19 protein-coding genes are annotated in these 21,169 nt (G+C 27.7%); 12 read left to right on the forward strand and 7 right to left on the reverse strand.

Annotation, left to right across the window (positions count from 1 at the left end; all coding sequences use genetic code 11):
- Positions 1-18 precede the first annotated feature (18 nt).
- The 10 genes from F594_RS0103490 to F594_RS0103535 all read left to right on the forward strand — a co-directional run bounded on the left by F594_RS0103490 (position 19) and on the right by F594_RS0103535 (position 10,269).
- Entirely contained in the window at positions 19-2,352 is a 2,334-nt protein-coding gene (locus F594_RS0103490; protein ID WP_019034570.1) for a DNA translocase FtsK, read from the forward strand.
- Complete coding sequence (gene rimO, locus F594_RS0103495; RefSeq protein WP_019034571.1) at positions 2,345-3,658, forward strand: 30S ribosomal protein S12 methylthiotransferase RimO; 1,314 nt, start codon at positions 2,345-2,347, stop codon at positions 3,656-3,658. Before F594_RS0103490 ends, rimO begins: the two co-directional genes overlap by 8 nt.
- Positions 3,655-4,188: a CDP-diacylglycerol--glycerol-3-phosphate 3-phosphatidyltransferase gene (gene pgsA / locus F594_RS0103500; RefSeq protein WP_019034572.1), complete on the forward strand. Its 534-nt coding sequence runs from the start codon at positions 3,655-3,657 to the stop codon at positions 4,186-4,188. Before rimO ends, pgsA begins: the two co-directional genes overlap by 4 nt.
- Before the next feature lie 8 nt (positions 4,189-4,196).
- Positions 4,197-5,423, forward strand: a complete 1,227-nt coding sequence (locus tag F594_RS0103505) for a competence/damage-inducible protein A (protein WP_019034573.1) — start codon at positions 4,197-4,199, stop codon at positions 5,421-5,423.
- Between the two features lie 8 nt (positions 5,424-5,431).
- Positions 5,432-6,463 (forward strand): recombinase RecA, encoded by a 1,032-nt coding sequence (gene recA / locus F594_RS0103510; protein ID WP_019034574.1) that lies wholly within the window; start codon positions 5,432-5,434, stop codon positions 6,461-6,463.
- 30 nt (positions 6,464-6,493) lie between these two features.
- Positions 6,494-7,471, forward strand: coding sequence for a metallophosphoesterase family protein (locus F594_RS0103515; protein ID WP_004823972.1), 978 nt, complete (start codon positions 6,494-6,496; stop codon positions 7,469-7,471).
- Complete coding sequence (locus F594_RS0103520) at positions 7,468-8,916, forward strand: AAA family ATPase (RefSeq protein WP_019034575.1); 1,449 nt, start codon at positions 7,468-7,470, stop codon at positions 8,914-8,916. Before F594_RS0103515 ends, F594_RS0103520 begins: the two co-directional genes overlap by 4 nt.
- On the forward strand, positions 8,917-9,150 hold the full coding sequence (locus F594_RS0103525) for a hypothetical protein (protein WP_004823981.1): 234 nt from the start codon (positions 8,917-8,919) through the stop codon (positions 9,148-9,150).
- A 1-nt stretch (position 9,151) separates the two neighbouring features.
- Positions 9,152-9,808 carry an AAA family ATPase gene (locus F594_RS0103530; RefSeq protein WP_009344707.1) on the forward strand — a complete coding sequence of 219 codons (657 nt, stop codon included), beginning with the start codon at positions 9,152-9,154 and terminating at the stop codon, positions 9,806-9,808.
- A 146-nt stretch (positions 9,809-9,954) separates the two neighbouring features.
- Positions 9,955-10,269 (forward strand): YerC/YecD family TrpR-related protein, encoded by a 315-nt coding sequence (locus tag F594_RS0103535; protein ID WP_019034576.1) that lies wholly within the window; start codon positions 9,955-9,957, stop codon positions 10,267-10,269.
- A gap of 69 nt (positions 10,270-10,338) precedes the next feature.
- Here F594_RS0103535 and F594_RS0103540 read toward each other — a convergent pair whose 3' ends face one another.
- Complete coding sequence (locus F594_RS0103540) at positions 10,339-12,093, reverse strand: Rqc2 family fibronectin-binding protein (protein WP_019034577.1); 1,755 nt, start codon at positions 12,091-12,093, stop codon at positions 10,339-10,341.
- A gap of 103 nt (positions 12,094-12,196) precedes the next feature.
- Here F594_RS0103540 and F594_RS0103545 point away from each other — a divergent pair, with 103 nt between their 5' ends.
- Positions 12,197-13,435 (forward strand): serine hydroxymethyltransferase, encoded by a 1,239-nt coding sequence (locus F594_RS0103545; RefSeq protein WP_019034578.1) that lies wholly within the window; start codon positions 12,197-12,199, stop codon positions 13,433-13,435.
- Between the two features lie 902 nt (positions 13,436-14,337).
- On the opposite strand, the gene F594_RS0103550 is transcribed toward F594_RS0103545, so the two are convergent.
- The 4 genes from F594_RS0103550 to F594_RS0103565 form a co-directional block, all read right to left on the reverse strand.
- The gene (locus F594_RS0103550; protein WP_019034579.1) at positions 14,338-14,991 is read right to left on the reverse strand and encodes a copper amine oxidase N-terminal domain-containing protein; all 654 of its coding nucleotides are present in this window, start codon (positions 14,989-14,991) and stop codon (positions 14,338-14,340) included.
- Positions 14,991-15,971, reverse strand: a complete 981-nt coding sequence (locus F594_RS0103555; protein WP_019034580.1) for a tyrosine recombinase XerC — start codon at positions 15,969-15,971, stop codon at positions 14,991-14,993. Before F594_RS0103555 ends, F594_RS0103550 begins: the two co-directional genes overlap by 1 nt.
- A 41-nt stretch (positions 15,972-16,012) precedes the next feature.
- Entirely contained in the window at positions 16,013-17,527 is a 1,515-nt protein-coding gene (rny, locus tag F594_RS0103560; RefSeq protein ID WP_172461461.1) for a ribonuclease Y, read from the reverse strand.
- A gap of 195 nt (positions 17,528-17,722) precedes the next feature.
- A complete protein-coding gene (locus F594_RS0103565; RefSeq protein ID WP_004824149.1) occupies positions 17,723-18,040 on the reverse strand; it encodes a LysM peptidoglycan-binding domain-containing protein in 318 nt (105 codons plus the stop codon).
- 219 nt (positions 18,041-18,259) lie between these two features.
- Here F594_RS0103565 and lexA point away from each other — a divergent pair, with 219 nt between their 5' ends.
- The gene (lexA, locus tag F594_RS0103570; RefSeq protein ID WP_004824001.1) at positions 18,260-18,877 is read left to right on the forward strand and encodes a transcriptional repressor LexA; all 618 of its coding nucleotides are present in this window, start codon (positions 18,260-18,262) and stop codon (positions 18,875-18,877) included.
- Between the two features lie 101 nt (positions 18,878-18,978).
- Here the strand turns inward: lexA and F594_RS0103575 are convergent, their stop codons facing one another.
- Together F594_RS0103575 and miaA are read right to left on the reverse strand one after the other, a co-directional pair.
- Positions 18,979-20,268 carry a methionine gamma-lyase family protein gene (locus F594_RS0103575; RefSeq protein WP_019034581.1) on the reverse strand — a complete coding sequence of 430 codons (1,290 nt, stop codon included), beginning with the start codon at positions 20,266-20,268 and terminating at the stop codon, positions 18,979-18,981.
- On the reverse strand, positions 20,261-21,169 hold the full coding sequence (gene miaA / locus F594_RS0103580; protein WP_019034582.1) for a tRNA (adenosine(37)-N6)-dimethylallyltransferase MiaA: 909 nt from the start codon (positions 21,167-21,169) through the stop codon (positions 20,261-20,263). Before miaA ends, F594_RS0103575 begins: the two co-directional genes overlap by 8 nt.

Here is a 21,169-nt window from a genome sequence, read left to right on the forward strand (position 1 = left end):
TATTAAAGAGGTGTAACAGTGGATAAAAAGAAGAAAATTCTTAAAAAAAATAAAGTAAAAGCACCAAATACTAAGACTGTCGGTGAGCCTAAGAGTGAAATATTCGGTCTATTTCTAATGGTTATAGGAATAATTTTTTTCATATCCATATTTTCAGACAAAATGGGAATTATTGGACGACTCGTATATAAATTTTTATCTGTACTTTTAGGCTCAGCAAATTATATTTTTCCCTTATTACTAATATTTTGGGGAATTCTCTATAATATTACTGCTACAAAACTATATACTAAAAGATATATTATTTGTAGTTTAATTATTTATTTCTCAATATTAATTTTATTAGATGCTTCAAAGGAATTAGATTTAACACTTGTTGATAGAATAAATAGATCTATTGAGTATATGTCTATTGCAAGAAGTGGAGGAATTATAGGGGCTATATTAGGATTTTTTTCATACAAATTATTGGGTTCATTAGGAACTTATATTTTTGTTGGTATTATAATTTTGGTTAACTTATATATTATGCTTAGGACAAATATTGACCAAATAATAATGGCTTATGAGGATTTATCAGATTATTTGGAAGATAGGAAAAAAATTCTAGCAGAAAAGAAAATAAAAAGAGAGAATGATAAATCAAATAAGGTTGAAGAAAAAGAACTCAAAAAAAGTCAGAAAGAAGATAAAAAACTAAAAATCTTAGATAATTTTAAAATCAAAAAAGACAATCTTTTAGAAGATAATAAAACAAAAGAAAATAAAGATTTTATTATTAAAGAATATAAAACTACAAATATTAATAATACTCAAGAAAACAATTCAAATATACAAGAATCAAGTTCTGAAGAATTAACTGAAAAAGATAAAGAAGAATTTAAGAATATTGACCAAGAACTTCCTGATGAAACTTATATTTATCCGGATATTTCTCTACTTAATATAAATGAATCAAACAATACAATGTCTAATCAGGAGATTATAAAAAATGGTAAAATTATCGAAAAAACTCTTGATAACTTTAATATGGATTGTCAAATTACTTCTATTAATAAAGGACCTGTAATTACTTGTTATGAACTAAAACCAGCTCCTGGAATAAAATTATCTAGAATTGTAAGTTTATCAGATAATATCTCTATGGCATTGGGCTCTTCTGATATAAGAATTGAAGCTCCTATTCCTGGCAAGACAGTTGTAGGTATTGAAGTTGCAAATAAATTTAAAGATTCTGTTGGATTGAGAGAAATTTTGGAATCTTCTGAATTTGTTAATTCAAAATCTGATGTCCCGCTAACCTTAGGTAAGGACGTTGAAGGCAATATTATCGTTGAATCAATTTCTGATATGCCTCATTTATTAATTGCTGGGGCAACAGGTTCAGGAAAATCAGTTTGCATAAATACAATTATAAGTAATATTTTATACAAATCTTCACCGAATGATGTTAGGCTTATGCTTATTGACCCTAAAGTTGTAGAACTCAGTGTTTACAATGGTATCCCTCATCTACTTATACCTGTTGTTACAAATCCAAAAAAAGCTGGATATGCTTTAAATTGGGCGGTAGATGAAATGGAAAGAAGATATAAACTTTTTGCTGAGGCTCAAGTTAGAGATATAAAGGGATATAATAAGAAAAAAATCAAGGAAGGTAAAATTTCTGAGAAAATTCCAAAGATAGTTATTATTGTTGATGAATTAGCTGATTTAATGATGGTTTCTTCTAATGAAATTGAAGACTATATAGCTAGACTTGCACAAATGGCTAGAGCTTGTGGTATGCATTTAATACTAGCGACTCAAAGACCAAGTGTTGATGTTATAACTGGTACTATAAAGGCTAATATCCCTTCTAGAATTGCTTTTGCTGTTTCTTCTGCAGTTGATTCTAGAACCATACTTGATATGAGCGGAGCTGAAAAACTATTAGGTAGGGGAGATATGCTATTTTACCCATCATCATACTCTAAACCAAAAAGAATTCAAGGCGCATTTATTAGTGATGAAGAAGTAGAAAGATTAGTAGATTTTGTTAAATTAAATAATGAGAATTCTGAAATCAATAAACAAAGCCTAATAGCAAGTCAAATAAATAATAAAGAAAAAGATGACAATTTAGATTTAGATCCCTTGTTTGCTGATGCAATTAATTATGTTTTAGGAGATGAACAAGCATCAATTTCCTACTTACAAAGAAAATTAAAAGTTGGTTATTCAAGAGCGGCAAGAATAGTTGACCAAATGGAAGAACTTGGAATAATAGGACCTCATGAAGGCTCAAAACCAAGAAAACTTTTAAAAACCAAGGAAGAAATAGATGATCTATTAGGTGATGATAATGAATAGTGTTAAAATTGTAACTCTAGGTTGCTCAAAAAATGAAGTTGACTCTTCTTGTATGATGTCTATCCTTGACAAGAATAGATATTCAGTTGAAAATGACCCACAAAAAGCTGATATAATTATTGTAAACACTTGTGGATTTATTGATGCAGCTAAAGAGGAGTCCATTGATACAATTCTACAAATGGCAAAATATAAAGAAACTGGTTCTTGCAAAAAAATGATTTTATCAGGCTGTTTAGCTCAAAGATATCCTGAAGAGCTTTTAAAAGAAATACCTGAAGCTGATGGAATTATAGGAACAGGAAACATCAGTCAAATAAATGACATTTTAGATAGGTCTATAGATGGAGAAAGAGTTATAAAAGTTGATAATATAAATTCACCTTATCTAGAAGGAATAAAGAAAGAAAAGGTAAATATTACTGAATATGTCAAAATATCAGAAGGCTGTAATAATAATTGCTCTTATTGTATTATTCCAAAACTACGTGGTAAAAATAGGTCAAGGAGAATAGAAGATATTTATGAAGAAGTATCTTATCTAGCCAAAAATGGTGCTAGAGAAATTATACTTATAGCTCAGAACACGACTGATTATGGTATTGACTTGTATGGAAGATATTCTCTTTCAAAACTTATTAAAGAAATATCTAAGATAAATGATATAAAATGGATTCGAGTTTTATACCTTTATCCCGACCATTTTACTGATGAACTTATTAGTGAATTCATTAATAATGATAAATTAGTAAAATATGTAGACATTCCATTGCAACATTATAGCGACCATGTCTTAAAACTCATGGATAGGCACACAGATAAAGAACACATTAAAAATCTCATTGAAAAATTAAGGAAAATAAAAGGGCTTGTAATCAGAACAACATTTATAGTGGGTTTTCCTGGTGAAAGTGAAGAGGATTTCAATATATTAAGAGAGTTTATAAATACCTATAAATTTGATAAGTTAGGTGTTTTCACTTATTCTAGAGAAGAATCAACAAAAGCAAATAATCTTAATGAACAAATAGATGAAGATGTTAAAGAATATAGACGAGATATAATAATGGAAGACCAATTAAAGATATCAGAAAGACTCTTAGAAGATAAAATTGGTCAAGTTTTACAAGTTTTAATTGAGGAAAAAATTGAAGATAATTTATATGCTGGAAGGTCTTATCTTGATAGTCCAGACATTGATGGAGTTATTTATGTTAATTCAAATAAAAACTTATCAATAAATAGTTTTATTAATGTAAAAGTTACATCTTCAATAGAATATGATTTAATAGGAGATGCTGTATGAATTTGCCAAATAAATTAACTTTTATAAGAATATTAATGGTACCAATTTTTATTGTATTTATGTATTTAAATTTTAAAAGTTCTAGATTGGTAGCTACTTTTATTTTCTGTCTTGCTTCTTTTACTGATTATTTAGATGGGCACATAGCTAGAAAAAATAATTTGGTTACAAATTTCGGTAAATTTGCGGACCCACTTGCTGATAAAATTTTAGTTTGTGCTGCACTTATTGTATTAACATCTATAGGAACAATTCCTGCTATAGGAGTAATTATCATAGAAGCAAGAGAGTTTGCCGTTTCTGGGCTTAGAATAATAGCAGCATCAGAAAATATAACAATAGCTGCTAGTAAATTAGGAAAATTCAAAACCGTTTCACAACTTATTTCTATAATTTTACTTTTATCTAATATTGAATCATTATATAAATTCGGAATTATTTTGTTTTATTTCGCAGTGCTTATGACAATAGTTTCTGGTATTGATTACTTTATTAAAAATAAAAAAGTTTTAGATTTGAATAATATTTAGAGGTGTGTATGAAAGCTGAAATAATTACTGTAGGAACTGAACTACTTATAGGCTCAATTTTAAATACTAATGCAAAATTTTTATCTGAAAGATTAATTGATTTAGGAGTGGATGTTGTAAGACAAGTGTCTGTTGCTGATGATATGAATTCAATAATTAAAGAACTTAATATTTCTATGAATGAGGCAGATTTGATATTTCTCTGCGGTGGTCTTGGACCTACTAATGATGACTTAACAAGGGAAGCCTTGGCTAAATTTTTAAATAAAAAAATTTATATTGATAAAGATGCTAAAGAAAAATTAGTGTTAAGATTTGAAAAAATTAGTAAAAAAATGACAGATAATAACATTAAACAGGTAAGTCTTATAGAAGGTTCTAAAAAACTTGATAATAATTGGGGTCTTGCTCTAGGAGAGGTTAATGATTATAATGGCAAAAAAATATTTTTATTTCCCGGACCTCCAAAAGAATTTGAACCCATGGTTGATGCTTATCTAGCACAAAATATTCATGAAAATCAAAAAATTATTGTTAGGTCTTTAAATGTTATTGGACTAGGAGAGTCTTTAACTGAAGATAGAATAAGGAAATTGAATTTAGAAAATAAATATATTTCAATCAACACTTTTGCTCATTTTACTCAGACTGAAATTAAACTTATAGCTAAGGGTGAGGATTATGAATATATTTCAAATATAATGTCTAATAGTATAGAAAAATTATATGATGAATTTAAAGACCATATTTATTCTGATAATAACCAAAGCGTTGAAGAAGTCTTGGTAAAAAGATTGATGGACAAAAATTTAACTATATCCTTTGCTGAATCTATTACTGGAGGTCTTTTAGCTGCATCTATTACTGATGTAGCTGGTTCATCAAAGATTTTATCTTCATCTTATGTAACCTACTCTAATGATTCTAAAATTAAGAACTTAGGAGTAAGAAAAGAAACTTTAGATAAATATGGTGCCATAAGTGAACAAACAGCTCTTGAGATGGCTTGTGGATTAAAAAATAAGACTAATTCAAGCGTGTGTGTTTCTACTACAGGCGAAGCTGGACCAGAGCCTTCTGAAACAGATATAGGAAATGTTTTTATATGTATTTATTTCTCTGAAGATAATTATCAGCTAAAACATTTTTATTTCCCAGGAAATAGAGAGAGAGTAAGAAATAGAACAGTAAGTCAAGTTTTATCAAATTTGTTGTACTTAATTAATAAAGAATAGGAGTTATTATGAACGATAATTTAGAAAAGAAAGAAGCCCTAGATAAGGTATTAGCGACCATAGAAAAACAATATGGTGAAGGTTCAATAATGAAGCTTGGTCAAGATGCTAAACTCAATATAGACTCAATTCCAACTGGAGCCTTAGCTTTAGATATAGCTTTAGGTATTGGCGGAATACCAAAGGGAAGAATAATTGAAATTTACGGACCTGAATCATCAGGTAAAACTACTATTGCTCTGCATATTGTAGCTGAATCTCAAAAATTAGGCGGTAATGCAGCTTTTATAGATGCAGAACATGCTCTTGATCCGGGTTATGCTAAAAAATTAGGTGTAGACGTTGAAAATCTTATTATTTCTCAACCTGACACAGGAGAACAAGCCCTTGAAATAACTGAAGCTTTAGTACGTTCTAATGCAGTTGATATTGTTGTAATTGACTCTGTTGCAGCCCTAGTTCCTAAAACAGAGATTGATGGAGAAATGGGTCAAGCAACTATAGGTCTACAAGCAAGACTTATGTCTCAAGCTTTGAGAAAATTAACTGGTGCTATAAATAAATCAAAAGCAGCCGTAATATTTATCAATCAATTAAGGGAAAAAGTTGGGGTTATATATGGAAATCCTGAAACAACAACAGGAGGTAGAGCTCTTAAATTTTATTCTACAATAAGACTTGATGTCAGAAGAATTGAAATTATTAAAAAGGGAGATTCTCCTATTGGTAGCCGTGTTCGTGTAAAAGTTGTTAAAAATAAAGTTGCACCTCCATTTAAAGAAGCTGAAGTTGATATCATGTATGGGACTGGAATATCAAAAACAGGAAATATTTTGGATGTAGCTGCAGATATGGGAATCGTGAAAAAAGCAGGTTCATGGTATTCCTACAATGATGAAAAACTTGGGCAAGGTAGAGAAAAATCAAAAGATTTCCTTGATTCTAATCCCAATTTACTAAAAGAAATTGAAAATAAAGTTAGAGATACTTTAAAAGATGATTCAGATGATATTTCAGTTAAAGAAAATGGAGATAATTAGACTAATAATAATTAAGTGAGAAGTGATTAATTGAAGCTTTTATATTTTACGGATACCCATATAAGAGGAACAAATCCCAAAAATAGACTTGACAATTTTTACCAAACCTTAAAAAATAAATTTCATGAAGTCATAGAAATAGCAAAATATGAAAATGTTGATTATATTCTCCATGGAGGAGATTTATTCGATAGACCAGATCCTTCAGTATCCATAGTAAGTGATTTTGCTAAAATATTTAATGAATTTAGGGTTCCAATATATATAGTAAGTGGTAACCATGATATTTTTGGACATAATCCATCTACATTGGATAGAACTATGCTGGGACTTTTATGTAATTTAGGTATTCTAAATTTAGTAAATGATAGGAAAATAATTTTAGAAAAAGACATAAAGGTACAGTTAACTGCAGCTCCTTATGTTTATTCCATGGATTCTAAAGAAAACATTAAAAACTATATTGTTAAGGAAAAGGATAAAACTTGTAAATATGCCATTCATTTAACCCATGGTTTTTTAATTGATAAACCTTTCTTAAAAGAAGTATCTCATACCCTAATATCAGATATTAAGGATACTTGTGCTGATATTACATTTGGTGCTCATTATCATTATGGATTTCCTACACAAGTAATTGATGGTAAATATTTTATAAATCCTGGTGCTTTAGTAAGAATATCCAATTCTATGGCAGAAATGAATAGAAAACCTAAAGTTAACATTATTGAATTATCAGATGAAATTAAGGTTAAAGATGTATATTTGAAAACTGCTAAACCTGGAAATGAAGTCTTAGATAGAAGTGAAATGGAAAGGCATAAGTTCAAGGGGATGAAAATTAATGAATTTAAAGAAATAATAGATTCATCCGTAAGTTTAAACAATACTGATATTTTTTCTCTGCTAAACTCTATTGCTAAGATGGATTCAATTGGTGCAGATGTAATTAATGAAGCTTTTAAAAGGGTTGAAAAAGCACAAATGTCAGGAGCTAAATATACATGATTTATATTACAAAAGTTCATTTGGAAAATTTCCAATCACATAAAAACACCTCTTTGGAATTTGATAGGGGACTTAATGTTATACTGGGGAATTCTGATTCTGGTAAAACTGCTATTTTGAGGGCAATAAAATGGGCTTTGTATAATGAACCTCAAGGGGATTATTTCATTATGCAAGGGCAAAATCAAGTTCTAGTAGAAATAGAATTTTCTAATGGAGCAATAATAAAAAGATTAAAGTCATCATCTAAAAATGACTATTATTTGAAACTTCCAAACCAAGAAGAACAAAAATTTGAAGCTTTTGGTCGTTCTGTTCCACAAGAAATTATTAATATTACTGGTATGTATAAAATGTCGTTAAATGATGATAAAACTAGCATTTTAAATATAGCTGAGCAATTGGAGGGACCATTTTTACTTAATCAAGTTCCTTCAGTAAGAGCAAGTGCAATTGGACGACTTATATCTGTAAACTATATTGATGACGCTTTAAGAGATACAGTAAGAGAAAATAAAACAGTTAATACTAATATAAGAAATTTAGAAAAATCAAAAACTGAGCTTGAAGAAGAAATTAGTAAATTTGATTATTTAAAGGATTTAGAAAAGAAATACGAAGAACTTAAATCTATACGTGATGAAATTTCCATTAAAGAAGATAAATTAAAGTTATATAAGAAGCTAAGTTATTCTTTTAAAGAAATCGACAATGAAATTAATTCAATAAATATTGATATATCTAAATTACCAGATTTAGAATTGCTAAGTAGTATAGTTACAGAATTAGTAACATTAAATTTCAAAAATAATTATTATATAAACTTCAATGACAAGCTTAATAAGTTAGATATGAGCATAAAAAATGCCAATGTATACTTAAATAATTTTAAAGATTTTTCAAGTTTAGAAGATATTAAAGATAAACTTAATGAATGCGTAACAGATTTTAATAGGTTAAATACTATAAATTTGGAATATATGAATTTATCCAATGAAATAACTGAAAAAAGTAATTTTGTTAACTCATTAGTAAGCTTTTTAAGGGTTGACTACACATATAATGAATTAAACGAAAAACTTGAATTACTCAATAATTTGAAAAATTTATTAGTATCAAATAATAATATTGACAGTGCTATTTCTAAGGGGGAAATATATCTAAATAAATTTAACAATTTAGATGTATTACAATCTGTAGTTAATAAATTGCTTACTAAGAAAGAATTATTAAGTAAATTAGATGATGCTTGTAAAAGATATCAATTACTTGAAAATGCTTTACACAAAGAGGAAGATTTTATTAAAGAATCAGAAAAAAACATAAAAATAATATCTAAAGATTATTCAGATATTATTTATAAAGCCGGAATATGCCCATTTTGTTTTAATACAATAACTGACGATTCTATGAAACATATAAATAGACACCTTTTGGAGGATTAAATGAATTACGAAGACCAATTAAATAATTTAAAAAAACAGTTAGATAGAGCAAAAGATTTGAAATACAAAGCTGATGCTAGACTAGAAAGTTTAAAAAGTCAAAGAGCAGAATTATTAAAGGAAATAGAAAAAGAGGGCATAAAGCCTGAAGACTTATCTATGGAAATAGAAAAACTTGAAAAAGAAATTGTAGATCTGTTCCAAAAAGCAGACTCTATGATGCCAAAGGTATAAAATGAATTTAGAAGAATTAAATAAAAAATTGGAGCAAATAAATTCAAAATTAAATATAGAAAAGGGAAAGCTGCAAGTTATTAGTCAAAACTTTGAAAATACAAAAAAAGAATTGGATAAAGAAATAAAATATGAAGATCTTTTAACTAAAGTAATTTTATTATTTCAAAAAACAGCAACTTACGCTAGAGAACAATCAAAAAGACAAGTAGAAGACTTAGTGACTAGATGCTTACAATTTATTTTTGAAACTGATATTGAATTTTTAATTGAACTTTCTGAAAAACGCTCAGTTCCAAATGCAGAATTTTATGTGAGAAGTAATTATGATGAAGGATATAGTATTATAACAAAGCCAGAACTTGAAAGGGGAGGTGGAGTTGTAGATATAATTTCCATAGCTCTAAGAATAGCTTTTATTCAACTACATAAACCTGTTTTGCAGGGACCAATAATTTTAGATGAACCAGGAAAACATGTAAGCGAGGACTATATTTTTAACTTAGGAGATTTTCTAAGTAAATCTAGCTCATTATTTAAAAGACAAATAATTATGGTTACACATAATGCTCATCTTGCACAAATATGCGATAAATCCTATTCAGTTGACATCAAAAATGGTGTGAGCTGTGTAGAGGAGATTAATGAAAATATTTAAAAACAAATTATTCAAATAAAGTTTTAAAAGATTAATTAGTGCTTGACTTTAATACAAGAAATTGTTAGTATGATATTGATAGTTGTTATACGTACAATAAAACTTTATTATTTGATAAAATATTTACATTTGATTAGGAGGATATCATGAAATATAATTCAAAAATTAAAAGTAAACAAACTGATGGTTTATTTGAAGCTATTCTTGAATTAGATAATATGGAAGAATGCTACAGATTTTTTGAAGATATTTGTACCGTTAAAGAAATTAAAGCTATATCTCAAAGATTAGAAGTAGTTAAATTATTAATTAAAGAAAAAACATATCATGAAATTGAAAGCGAAACTGGAGCATCTACAGCAACAATATCTAGAATAAACAGATCTTTAAATTATGGTGCTGATGGTTATAAAATAGTTTTAGAAAAACTTGGCTTACTAAATGATAAGGACAAAGAATAATCTTTATTTTTAATTAAACCATAAAAGGGCTTATTATCTTATAAGCCCTTTTATAATATATTGAATTTTTTAACCCTTTTTTACAAGTTTCTGTAAAAATTCATTAGTACTTTTGATATTTATTGTCGAAAAATCTTGATATATGACCAATCCTAATTTATTACTGGGATGTCTTTTTATATTAATCCTTTTCGTATAATCAACAAGTACATTATTAGAATCTCCGAAAGAAGAATACTTTGCTGCTAATGCAGCACAGGCATTGAGAACATCAATTGGTGGATTATCACCTTTATTTTTTAAGATTACATGAGAACCTGGTCCTTCTTTAACGTGAAACCAGTAATCATCCTTATTAGCAAATTTTAATGTCAAATAATCATTTTGCTTGTTATTTTTACCAAGGAATATATTGTAACCATCCATCTCAAACTCTAAAAAGTTTTTTGTATTTGATTTAGACTTGTTTTTTAAATTTCTTTTATTATTTTTAATTAAGCCTTGGTTTTGCATCTCTTCTTTTAAGTCTTCTATATCATCTAAACTTTCCATCAGGCTTATATTTAATAATAATGATTCTAAATAGGATATTAAAGCCTTATCATCTTCAATTTGTTTGTATAAAATCCCTGCAGCTTTTTTTAATTTTGAATATTTTTTATAATATCTATTGGCATTTTGTTGAGCATTTAATTTTATATCTAGAGGTATTTCAATTTCATTCATATTATCATAATAATTTGAACATTTAAGAGTTTTGTCTCCGGGTTTTATATTATGAAAGTTTGAAGAAATTAAATCAGCATAAACTTTATATTTATCCCTATCTAAGGCTTCATTTAATTCTTGTGCCTGAAATTCTAATTTTCTTTTGGTTCTTTTTATACTCAGCCTTATAATCTTTTGATAATTCGATGTTAAAGAATTAATCCTATTATCCACTTGCTTATGAGCATAAAACTCATCTAAAAGCTCATTAATTGAAGAAACTTTGATTTTTTCATTATCGTTATAAAACTTCAAATCTATGGAGTAGAAATCTGAAAATTTTTCACTTTTTAAAATTTTAATCGGTTTAAATTTACATTTTTTTATAGATTCAAAAATTTCATAAAAACTTTTTTCTATCATATTAATATCATTTTCGCTATATGACAAGAAAGCTCTATCCATATCAATACCACTTCTATAGCTTAATTCCATTACCATTTGTGGGCTAATACCGGCATAAGTATTCATCAAAAATCTTTTTAGATTTAAATTTTTATCAGCATTTAATATTCTTGATTTTAAATCATATTCATCCCTAGGGTCTAATCCTTTAGATATATCTATTGGATTATAAATAGCTCCTGGAACAATTTCTCTTACTCTTGACTTATTAAAATTAATCCTTTTTAAACTATCTAGTATTTTAGAGTTGTTATTCACTAAAATTATGTTAGAATATTTACCCATAATCTCAAGTATCAAAGATTTATCTTCAAGTAATCCTAATTCATCTTTTGAAGAAAAATCAAATTTTATAATCCTATCCATTTTATATTGAGTGATTTGATTTAATATACTTCCTTCTAAATGTTTTCTAAGCAACATACAAAATGCTGGAGGATTGCTTGGATTATCAATAATATTTTCTGTTAAATGAACTCTAGGATAATTTCCCGATGCCGATAACAACAATTTATACTTTATTCTTGAAGCTCTTATATTTATAAGAATCTCATCTTTTGAAGGTTGGTAAATTTTATCTATTTTACCATTTACTAATTTATTATTTAATTCATACACTAGGCATGCACAAACGCTACCGTCTAAAGACATATAATCACCACAGTTAATTATAACATAAATATTTCATTGTTTTATAGTGTTAAAAATAGTATAATTAACTAAAACTAATAAAGAAGGGAAAAGGTGGTATAATTTGGAAATTAAGGAAAATTTAAAAAAAGTCGACTTTGAAATTTTTTCCGCTATAGAAAAAGAAACTAAGAGGCAAAGAGAACATGTTGAATTAATAGCATCAGAAAACTTTGTTTCAGAAGCTGTTTTAGAGGCTATAGGCTCTACACCAACAAATAAATATTCTGAAGGATATCCAGATAAGCGCTATTATGCTGGTTGTGAACATATAGATACTATTGAAACTTTGGCAATAGAAAGACTAAAAAAACTATTTAATGCCGAACATGCAAATGTACAACCACACTCTGGCTCAAATGCAAATTTAATTGTTTATTCAGCTCTTCTAAAACCAGGCGATAAAGTTATGGGAATGAATCTTGACGAAGGAGGTCACTTAAGCCATGGAAGTCCAGTAAACTTTTCTGGAAAATTTTATAATTTCACTTCCTATGGTTTAAATCCTGAAACTGAAAGAATTGACTATGATGCTTGCTATAAATTAGCAAAAGAGGTAAAACCAAAACTAATTGTAGCTGGAGCTTCAGCTTATCCAAGAAAAATAGATTTTTCTAAATTTAGAGAAATAGCTGATGCGGTGGGTGCTTATCTGATGGTAGATATGGCTCATATTGCTGGACTCGTTGCTGCAGGTTTTCATATGAATCCTTGTCCATATGCTGATTTTGTAACCTCCACCACTCATAAGACACTTAGAGGACCTAGAGGTGGAATTATCTTAACTAATAACGAGAATAAAAAACTGTTAGATAAATCTGTTTTTCCAGGCTTCCAAGGTGGACCACTTGAAAATATAATAGCTGCCAAAGCGGTATGCTTTAAAGAAGCATTAGAACCCTCCTTTAAAGTTTACATTGAACAAATTATTAAAAATGCACAAAAAATGGGAGATGTATTACAAGAAGGTGGCATAAGACTTGTATCAGGAGGAACTGACAACCATTTACTACTTTTAGACGTTAGAAACTTAAATTTAACAGGCAAAGAAGCAGAAAAGTTATTGTCAGAAGTAAATATTACTACAAATAAAAATGCTATTCCAAACGACCCTCAAAAACCAATGGTAACCAGCGGTGTTAGAATTGGTACATCTGCCATTACTACAAGAGGAATGAAAGAAAATGATGTTGAAAAAATTGCATTATTAATGATAGATGCCCTAAAACAAGAGCGAGATGCACAAACAATTAAAGCTGAAGTTTTAGAAATTTTAAAATCTTTTCCTTTATATGAAAATTAAATCTATAGAGATAAGGCATAAGTCTTATCTCTATTTTAATAGATATATATAAATATATGTTCGAACATATATTTGTACATACGTTTTAATGTTCTTATATGAAAATTTTCCTAATTTTTCCTAATAATGAAACAAATATATAAATTAAGTTATTTTATTAAAAAATGGTTAATTTATGAATTTAAGATGATTTGTGTAATTGGTCATTAAAATTAATAAATTCAACAAATAATATTTATTTAATCTATAAATAATTTCAGAACATAAGTATAGAATATATTTTTTCGTATTTAAACAAATTTATATAATATAAAGAATAAAAAGGTTTGAATTAATTATAGTTATATATTAGATCTAAGAAAAAATCTCAAATTTAATTTAACTGTGTATGATTATAAAATTAAAATTTTCCTTAAAAAGATTTACTAGCATAGAATTACTGCATAAACAATAAATATGATTAATATTTATAATATATCTTTCTATAAGGTATAATCAAAGGCTTTAAGATATTAATAAATTATAAAATAATACAAAAATAGTCACAAAATTATTATTTTGTGACTATTTTTTACTCTCGCCTTTATTCAATATAAAGGATAATTTTCTTTGCTTTTAATATCTTATACTTTTACCATAAATAATATTGATAGACTTTGTTCTTATATATTAATAAATTTGATTTATAATATACAAAATATATTCCTATAGATAAGAAATAATGGTTTATCAAACAATAGACAATGACATTCTTTGAATTAATTAAAATATAATTAATATAATTTAGATTATAACCTATTGTTAACTGTTCTCACCGTTTTATATAATTAAAACGTCTATTTTTTAAATATATCTTAAGTCTATAAAATAGCAAAATATTTTTTTATAAATAAGAATTTTTATTACATATAAAGATTTGACTTTTCACCGACTAAAGATTTATCTTCCCTATCATTTTTATCAGTGTTTTTAAATAATTCATCAAGAGAATTTATACTAGCATTTGAACTTTTATTTTCATCTGTATTTTTTTCAATATTTTTGTCTGCATCTTTTGGCTTATTTTTAAAAGATCCTTCAATATATACATTATTGTCTTTCCAGTTAACTTTTAGTCCCATAGCTTCAGAAATAAATCTAATAGGAACATATGTCCTTCCATCATATAATATTGGTGCAGCATCTGTTTCTATAACTTCTTTACCGCTATTTTCATGAAAAGTAGCTTGCTTTTCACCAATATTTATTTTTATTAATTTTGTTCCGACACCGCCTATAAGTATTCCTTGCTTATTGGTTTGCGCTTCAGTATAAAATTGAATATAGGCTCCTAACTCCTCTGTTATATATCTGATAGGTACCATTACCCTATTATTAGTTTTATCTAAATAAGCTTTGCCATAAGTATCAGGAATAGCTTTTATTTGATTATTAATATAAATATCTATTTTTGTATTGCTAGCTTCCTTAGGAAGTTTACCAGCCGCAAAAACACTTGAACTTGTAATAGTTACAATTGATAGCGTAAATACAAGTAATTTCTTTTTTAAATTCATTATATTTCTCCTTTATTTTCGTCTTCAATTATATTAGACAGAGGATTTTGTTCCACTGTATTTTTTAACATAGCATCATTAACGTGAGTGTAAATCTGTGTAGTTGTTATAGATTCATGACCTAAAATTTCTTGTAAGGACTTTATATCAGCATTTCCGTACTGATACATTAAAGTGGCTGCAGTATGTCTTAATTTATGAACAGTATATTTGTTTGGATCTAGCCCTGAATTTCTTATATGTTTTTCAATCATATGTTGGATAGACCTGTTAGACATTCTTTTTTTTCTCATACTTATAAAAAGTGCATCTGTTGAAACCTTTGGCCTATGCTTTAAATAATTTTTTATAGAATAGATACAAGCATTATTTAAATAAATTTGTCTCTCTTTATTTCCCTTACCTAATACTCTTATCATCTCATCCTTTATAGATGAAATATTAATTTGACTAAGTTCAGAAAGTCTCATACCACAATTTAAAAATAAAGTGCAAATACAGTAATCTCTAGTCCTATAAAAATCATTTTCTTTAGAATTTTCAATGGTCTTTAATAAATTAATGGCTTGGTCTAAATTCAAATATATAGGTAAAGATTTTTCAATTTTAGGGAGATCCACACTCTCACTAGGATTAATCTTTAATAGGTCTATTTTATTTGTTAAATAATCAAAAAAAGCCCTTACTGCAGAAATTTTTCTATACTTTGACTTATTTGAAAGTTTTCTTTCTTTATCAAGGTATGAAATATAAGCATAAATATCTTGTTTATTTATAGCTTTTAATAAATCCTCATCAACCTTATCAATTTCAACTTCATCTAAAGATTTGACATTATCATAAAAATTAGTTTTTCTTAATATCATATATCTAAGAAAAATTCTTAAATCATAATAATATTCTTTAATAGTATTTTCAGAATGTCCCTTAGAAGAAGATAGATAATCTAAAAAATCATCTAAAATATTTGATTTAATCATAATTCTCCTAAAAAAACCTGACTTTTATAGTCAGGTTTATATTATTTTGCATATTCAACTGCTCTTGTTTCTCTAATGACATTAACCTTAATTTGTCCCGGAAAATCAAGTTCTGCCTCAATTTTCTTAACAATATTTCTAGCAGTTATTGTTATTTCAGCCTCAGAAATTTCTTGAGGTTTTACGATAATTCTAATTTCTCTACCAGCTTGAACTGCATAAGATTTTTCTATTCCTTGGAATGAATTAGCAATTTCTTCAAGCTTTTCAAGTCTTTGAATATAAGCTTCAACAGTTTCACGTCTTGCTCCGGGTCTTGCAGCTGAAATAGCATCAGCTGACTGAACAAGAATAGATTCAACGCATATAGGTTCAACATCTCCATGATGAGATTCTATAGCATTAATAACTTTTTCAGGCTCATTATATTTACGAGCAATTTCGACACCAAGTTCAACGTGAGTTGCGTTAATATTATGGTCAATACTCTTACCTATATCATGCAACAATCCGCCTCTTCTAGCTAGCTTAACATCTGCACCTATTTCTGCTGCTAAAATTCCAGCAATTTGTGAAACTTCCACAGAATGCTTAAGGTTATTTTGTCCATAGCTTGTTCTATATTTTAGTCTGCCAAGGTACTTAATAATTTCAGGATGCAATCCATGAACACCAGCATCATAAGCTGCTTGTTCTCCAGATTCTTTAATTATTGTTTCTACTTCTTCTTGAGCTTTATTTACAGCTTCCTCAATACGTGACGGATGAATTCTACCATCATTAACAAGTTTTTCCAAGGCAACTCTAGCAACCTCACGTCTAACTGGATCGAAGCAAGATAAAACTACTGCTTCCGGTGTATCATCAATTATTAAGTCAACACCTGTTAAAGATTCAATTGCTCTGATATTTCTACCTTCCCTACCAATTATTCTACCTTTCATTTCATCATTAGGTAGATTAACAACGGAAACTGTTGTTTCAGTAACCTGGTCTGCAGCTACTCTTTGAATAGCTGTTGCAATTACATCTCTTGCATACTTATTTGATTCATCCTTAATTCTTTGTTCATTTTCTTTAATAATTAAAGCTGATTCCTGAGTTATTTGGCTTTCTAATTGGCTAAGAAGAATTTTTTTACCTTCTTCAGCAGTTAAGCCTGCAACTTTTTGAAGTTCTTCTTCTCTCTGAGCGATAAGTTTTTCAGCAGTTTCTTCCTTTTCCTTAAGACTTTCAAGTTTTTGTGACAATTTCTCATCTTTTTTATCAACTTGATTAGATTTTCTTTCAATCTGTTCTTCTCTATTAAGCACTCTAGATTCTAATTGCTTAAGTTCAGCCTTCTGACTATTTATTTTCTTTTCTTCAGAAGCTCTAATTTTTTGGATTTCATCTTTAGCTTCAACTAAAAGTTCTTTTTTCTTAGTTTGTGCTTCATGTTCTGCTTCAAAAATTATCTTTTTAGAAAGTTCCTCAGCATTATTTATTTTACCTTCTGAAATATATTTTCTAATAGCATAGCCAACGCCTATGCCAATTATAGCAAAAATTATCATTAATAAAATATATAATAGCAATTTTAACACCTCCTATATTTAGTTTTCATGTTTCAATTTAAAAAAATCAAATTAATTATCAGTAAAATTTATTTACTGCTTATATTTTATAACTTTTAACGCTATAAGTCAATTTAATAAAATTTATCATGATAAAATATAAAAGAAGATACTAATAAATAGTACCTTCTAAAATCATTCATATAGTGGTATTGCTAATTTATAACCAGGATAAATTTTCGAATTATCCAGCTTATTTATTCTTTTTATCTCTTTAATAAAACTCGATTTATTATCGTAATCATAATTATTTGCTATAGTCCATAGAGTTTCGCCTGACACTACTGTATGAATAGCAAAAGTTATATTATCATCTTTATTATCAATATTCTCAACCTTTTTTAACATAACCCCTGAAAAAAAAGTACATATAAAGATTAATAAAAGAAAAATTCTTCTTAAATTTAATTTAAATCTTTTTTTATTTCTCTTATAAACATAATTTCTTTGCATATTCCCACCTCTTATATTATAATAGAATTAACGTTTTAAACTTTAGTTTCAAACATTCTGTACAAACATATTGCATAAACATTTAGTCAAAATATATGTTCTAAACATATGTTACAATAAACTTTATCTAATGTCAATAGTTTTTATTTAAATAAACTATTGTTTGAAATAAACATATAAGTATGATATTATCATAATAATGAATTATAGGGGGTTACCATGTACGAAGATTTAAACCAAAGAGAACTTGCAATCTTATTTTTTATAAAAAAAGAAATTGAAAGAAAGGGATATCCACCGACTGTAAGAGAAATATGTCAAGGAGTTGGAATCAAAAGTACTTCCACAGTATACTATGCCCTTGAAAAATTAGAAAATAAAAGTTATATAAGAAAAGATCCTTCAAAGACAAGGGCTATTGAAATTATTGACCAAAATGATGGAATTTTAACTAGTAAAAAAAAGACTATAGATGTTCCTATTTTAGGTAAAGTTACAGCAGGTATTCCAATCTTAGCTGTTGAAAATTTAGAAGATACTATGCCTTTATCTTCTGATTTTGTAAGAGATAGAGATTTATTTATATTAAAAGTTAGCGGAGAAAGTATGATTAATGTTGGAATACTTGATGGTGATTATGTAATAATACAAAGAACCAATTACGCTGAAAGTGGCGACAAAGTTCTAGCTCTTATTAATGATGAAGCAACTATAAAAACATTTTATAAAGAAAAAGATGGGTTTAGGCTACAACCAGAAAATGATTTTATGAAGCCAATATATGTCAAAGACCTTAAAATTTTAGGAACTATAGTTGGACTTTACAGAAAATATTAATAATTATTTTAAGAATCCCCACCTAATGATAAAATTTCATCAGATGGGGGTTTATATTCATATGCAATAAATTTTTTTAAAAATTAATTTTATACTTTTATTTATTTAATTTTTACTAGCCCTTCCCTACTTAAATTATTTAATACATTTATCAGGGCTATTTTTCCATGATAATATGTGAGTCCTCCTTGAAAATATACATAATATGGTGGACGCATAGGTCCATCAGCTGATAGTTCTATTGAAGACCCTTCAATAAAGCCTCCTGCTGCCATTATTACCTTATCATTATATCCTGGCATATCCCATGGTTTAGGTGTATATATACTATCAACAGGAGATGAAAATTGTATAAACTTACAAAATTCTTCTAATATTTTTGGATTATCTAATTTTATGGCACTTATTATGTCACTTCTCTTATCTTTTGTTGATGGTATTACATCAAATCCCAATTCTTCAAAACATTTCGAGAATAACAAAGCAATTTTTAGGGCATCCTCTACTATTTTTGGAGCAATAAATAGACCTTGTAGAATTTGCCTTGTCATTCCAAAAGTTAATCCACAATCTTTGCCAATTCCTGGTGCAGTTAATAAAGATGCTGCTGATTCAATTAATTCTTTTTTACCAACCACATATCCTCCTGAGTAAGCAAGTCCTCCTCCAGGATTTTTTATTAATGAGCCTGCCATTATATCTATATCTAAATATGAAGGCTCTTCTAAACATGTAAATTCTCCGTAACAATTATCTACAAATATATAAACATCTTTTTTTATTTGCCTAATTTTTTTTACTGCTTGTTCAATTTCTTCTATAGTGAAGGCTCTTCTATCACTGTAACCTGTGGAACGTTGAATCATAACAAGTTTAGTATTATCTTTAACATAATCTTTAAACGAATCTAAATCAATTTTTCCATCAATCAAAGGAACATGAGAATATTCAACACCCATATTTATTAAAGACCTTTTATTATTTCCATTAATTCCTATTACTTTAAGCAAGGTATCATATGGCTTTCCAGTTAATGATAGCAAGTGATCACCCTTTGAAACAATTGATGAAATTGCTAATGTTATGGCATGAGTACCATTTACAATATTTGGTCTTACAAGTGCATCTTGACATTTGAAAATTTTGTTATAAATTTCTTCTACCTTATCTCTACCTATATCTCCATAACCATAACCAGTAGTCCAGTTAAAATCAGTAGCTTGAAGTTTGGCTTCCTGCATTGATTTTAAAATTTTAACTTGATTATACATGGCTATATCAGAAAATTCACTAAAATTATCTTTCAACTGGTCTTGACATGAATTTACAAAATCAATAACCATTTTATCTATATCATATTCTTTTTTTAAAATATCATAATAATTATTCAATTCTATCTCCTACAAATTTAAAAATTTGATTCAAAATATCTTCATTTTCCCTATTAAACCATCTTATTCTCTTATCTCTTCTAAACCATGTTAGCTGCCTTTTAGCATAGTGGCGAGAGTTCTTTTTAATATCCTCTGCCATCTGATTGTAAGAAATTTCTCCTTTTAGATAAGAAATAACTTCCTTATAACCAATTGCTTTTAGAGATTGACTTTCTTCACTTAATCCACTATCAAGTAATTTTTCAACTTCATTTACTAGGCCTTTTTCTAACATTACATCTACCCTATTGTCTATTTTCTTATATAGTTTTTGCCTATCCATGTTAAGACCTAAGAAAATCAAATCATATTCATTGTTTTCACTTCTGAAATTATTGTCTTTTTTCCCACCATTAAAAATAATTTCAATAGCTCTAATTATTCTATTTCTATTATTGGAATCAATAAGTAGTGCTGTTTCTTTATCAAGTTTCAATAACTTATCATATAAATATTGTGTTCCATGAATTTCAGCTTCTTTATTTAATTTTTCTCTAAGCTTGGGGTCATTAGAAGTAGTTGAAAAATCCAAATTATAAACAAGAGAATTAATATAAAGCCCTGTTCCCCCAACTACAAGAGGGATAATATTTTTTTTATTTAATTGACTAATAATTTTTTTTGCTCTTAGCTGAAAATCTGCAACTGAAAAATTCTCATCTGCCTCAATGATATCAATCATATAATGTTTAATATTATTATCTTCTGATACAATTTTGTCAGTACCAATATCAAGCCCCTTGTAAATTTGCATAGAGTCAGCCGATATAATCTGGCAATTGAATTTACGAGCGATTTCCAAAGAAATTTTAGTTTTGCCAACTCCTGTGGGACCAGTTAAAATAATTAATTTTTCCAT

It is taken from the genome of Peptoniphilus lacrimalis DSM 7455 (genome assembly GCF_000378725.1).
GTDB lineage: Bacteria > Bacillota > Clostridia > Tissierellales > Peptoniphilaceae > Peptoniphilus_A > Peptoniphilus_A lacrimalis.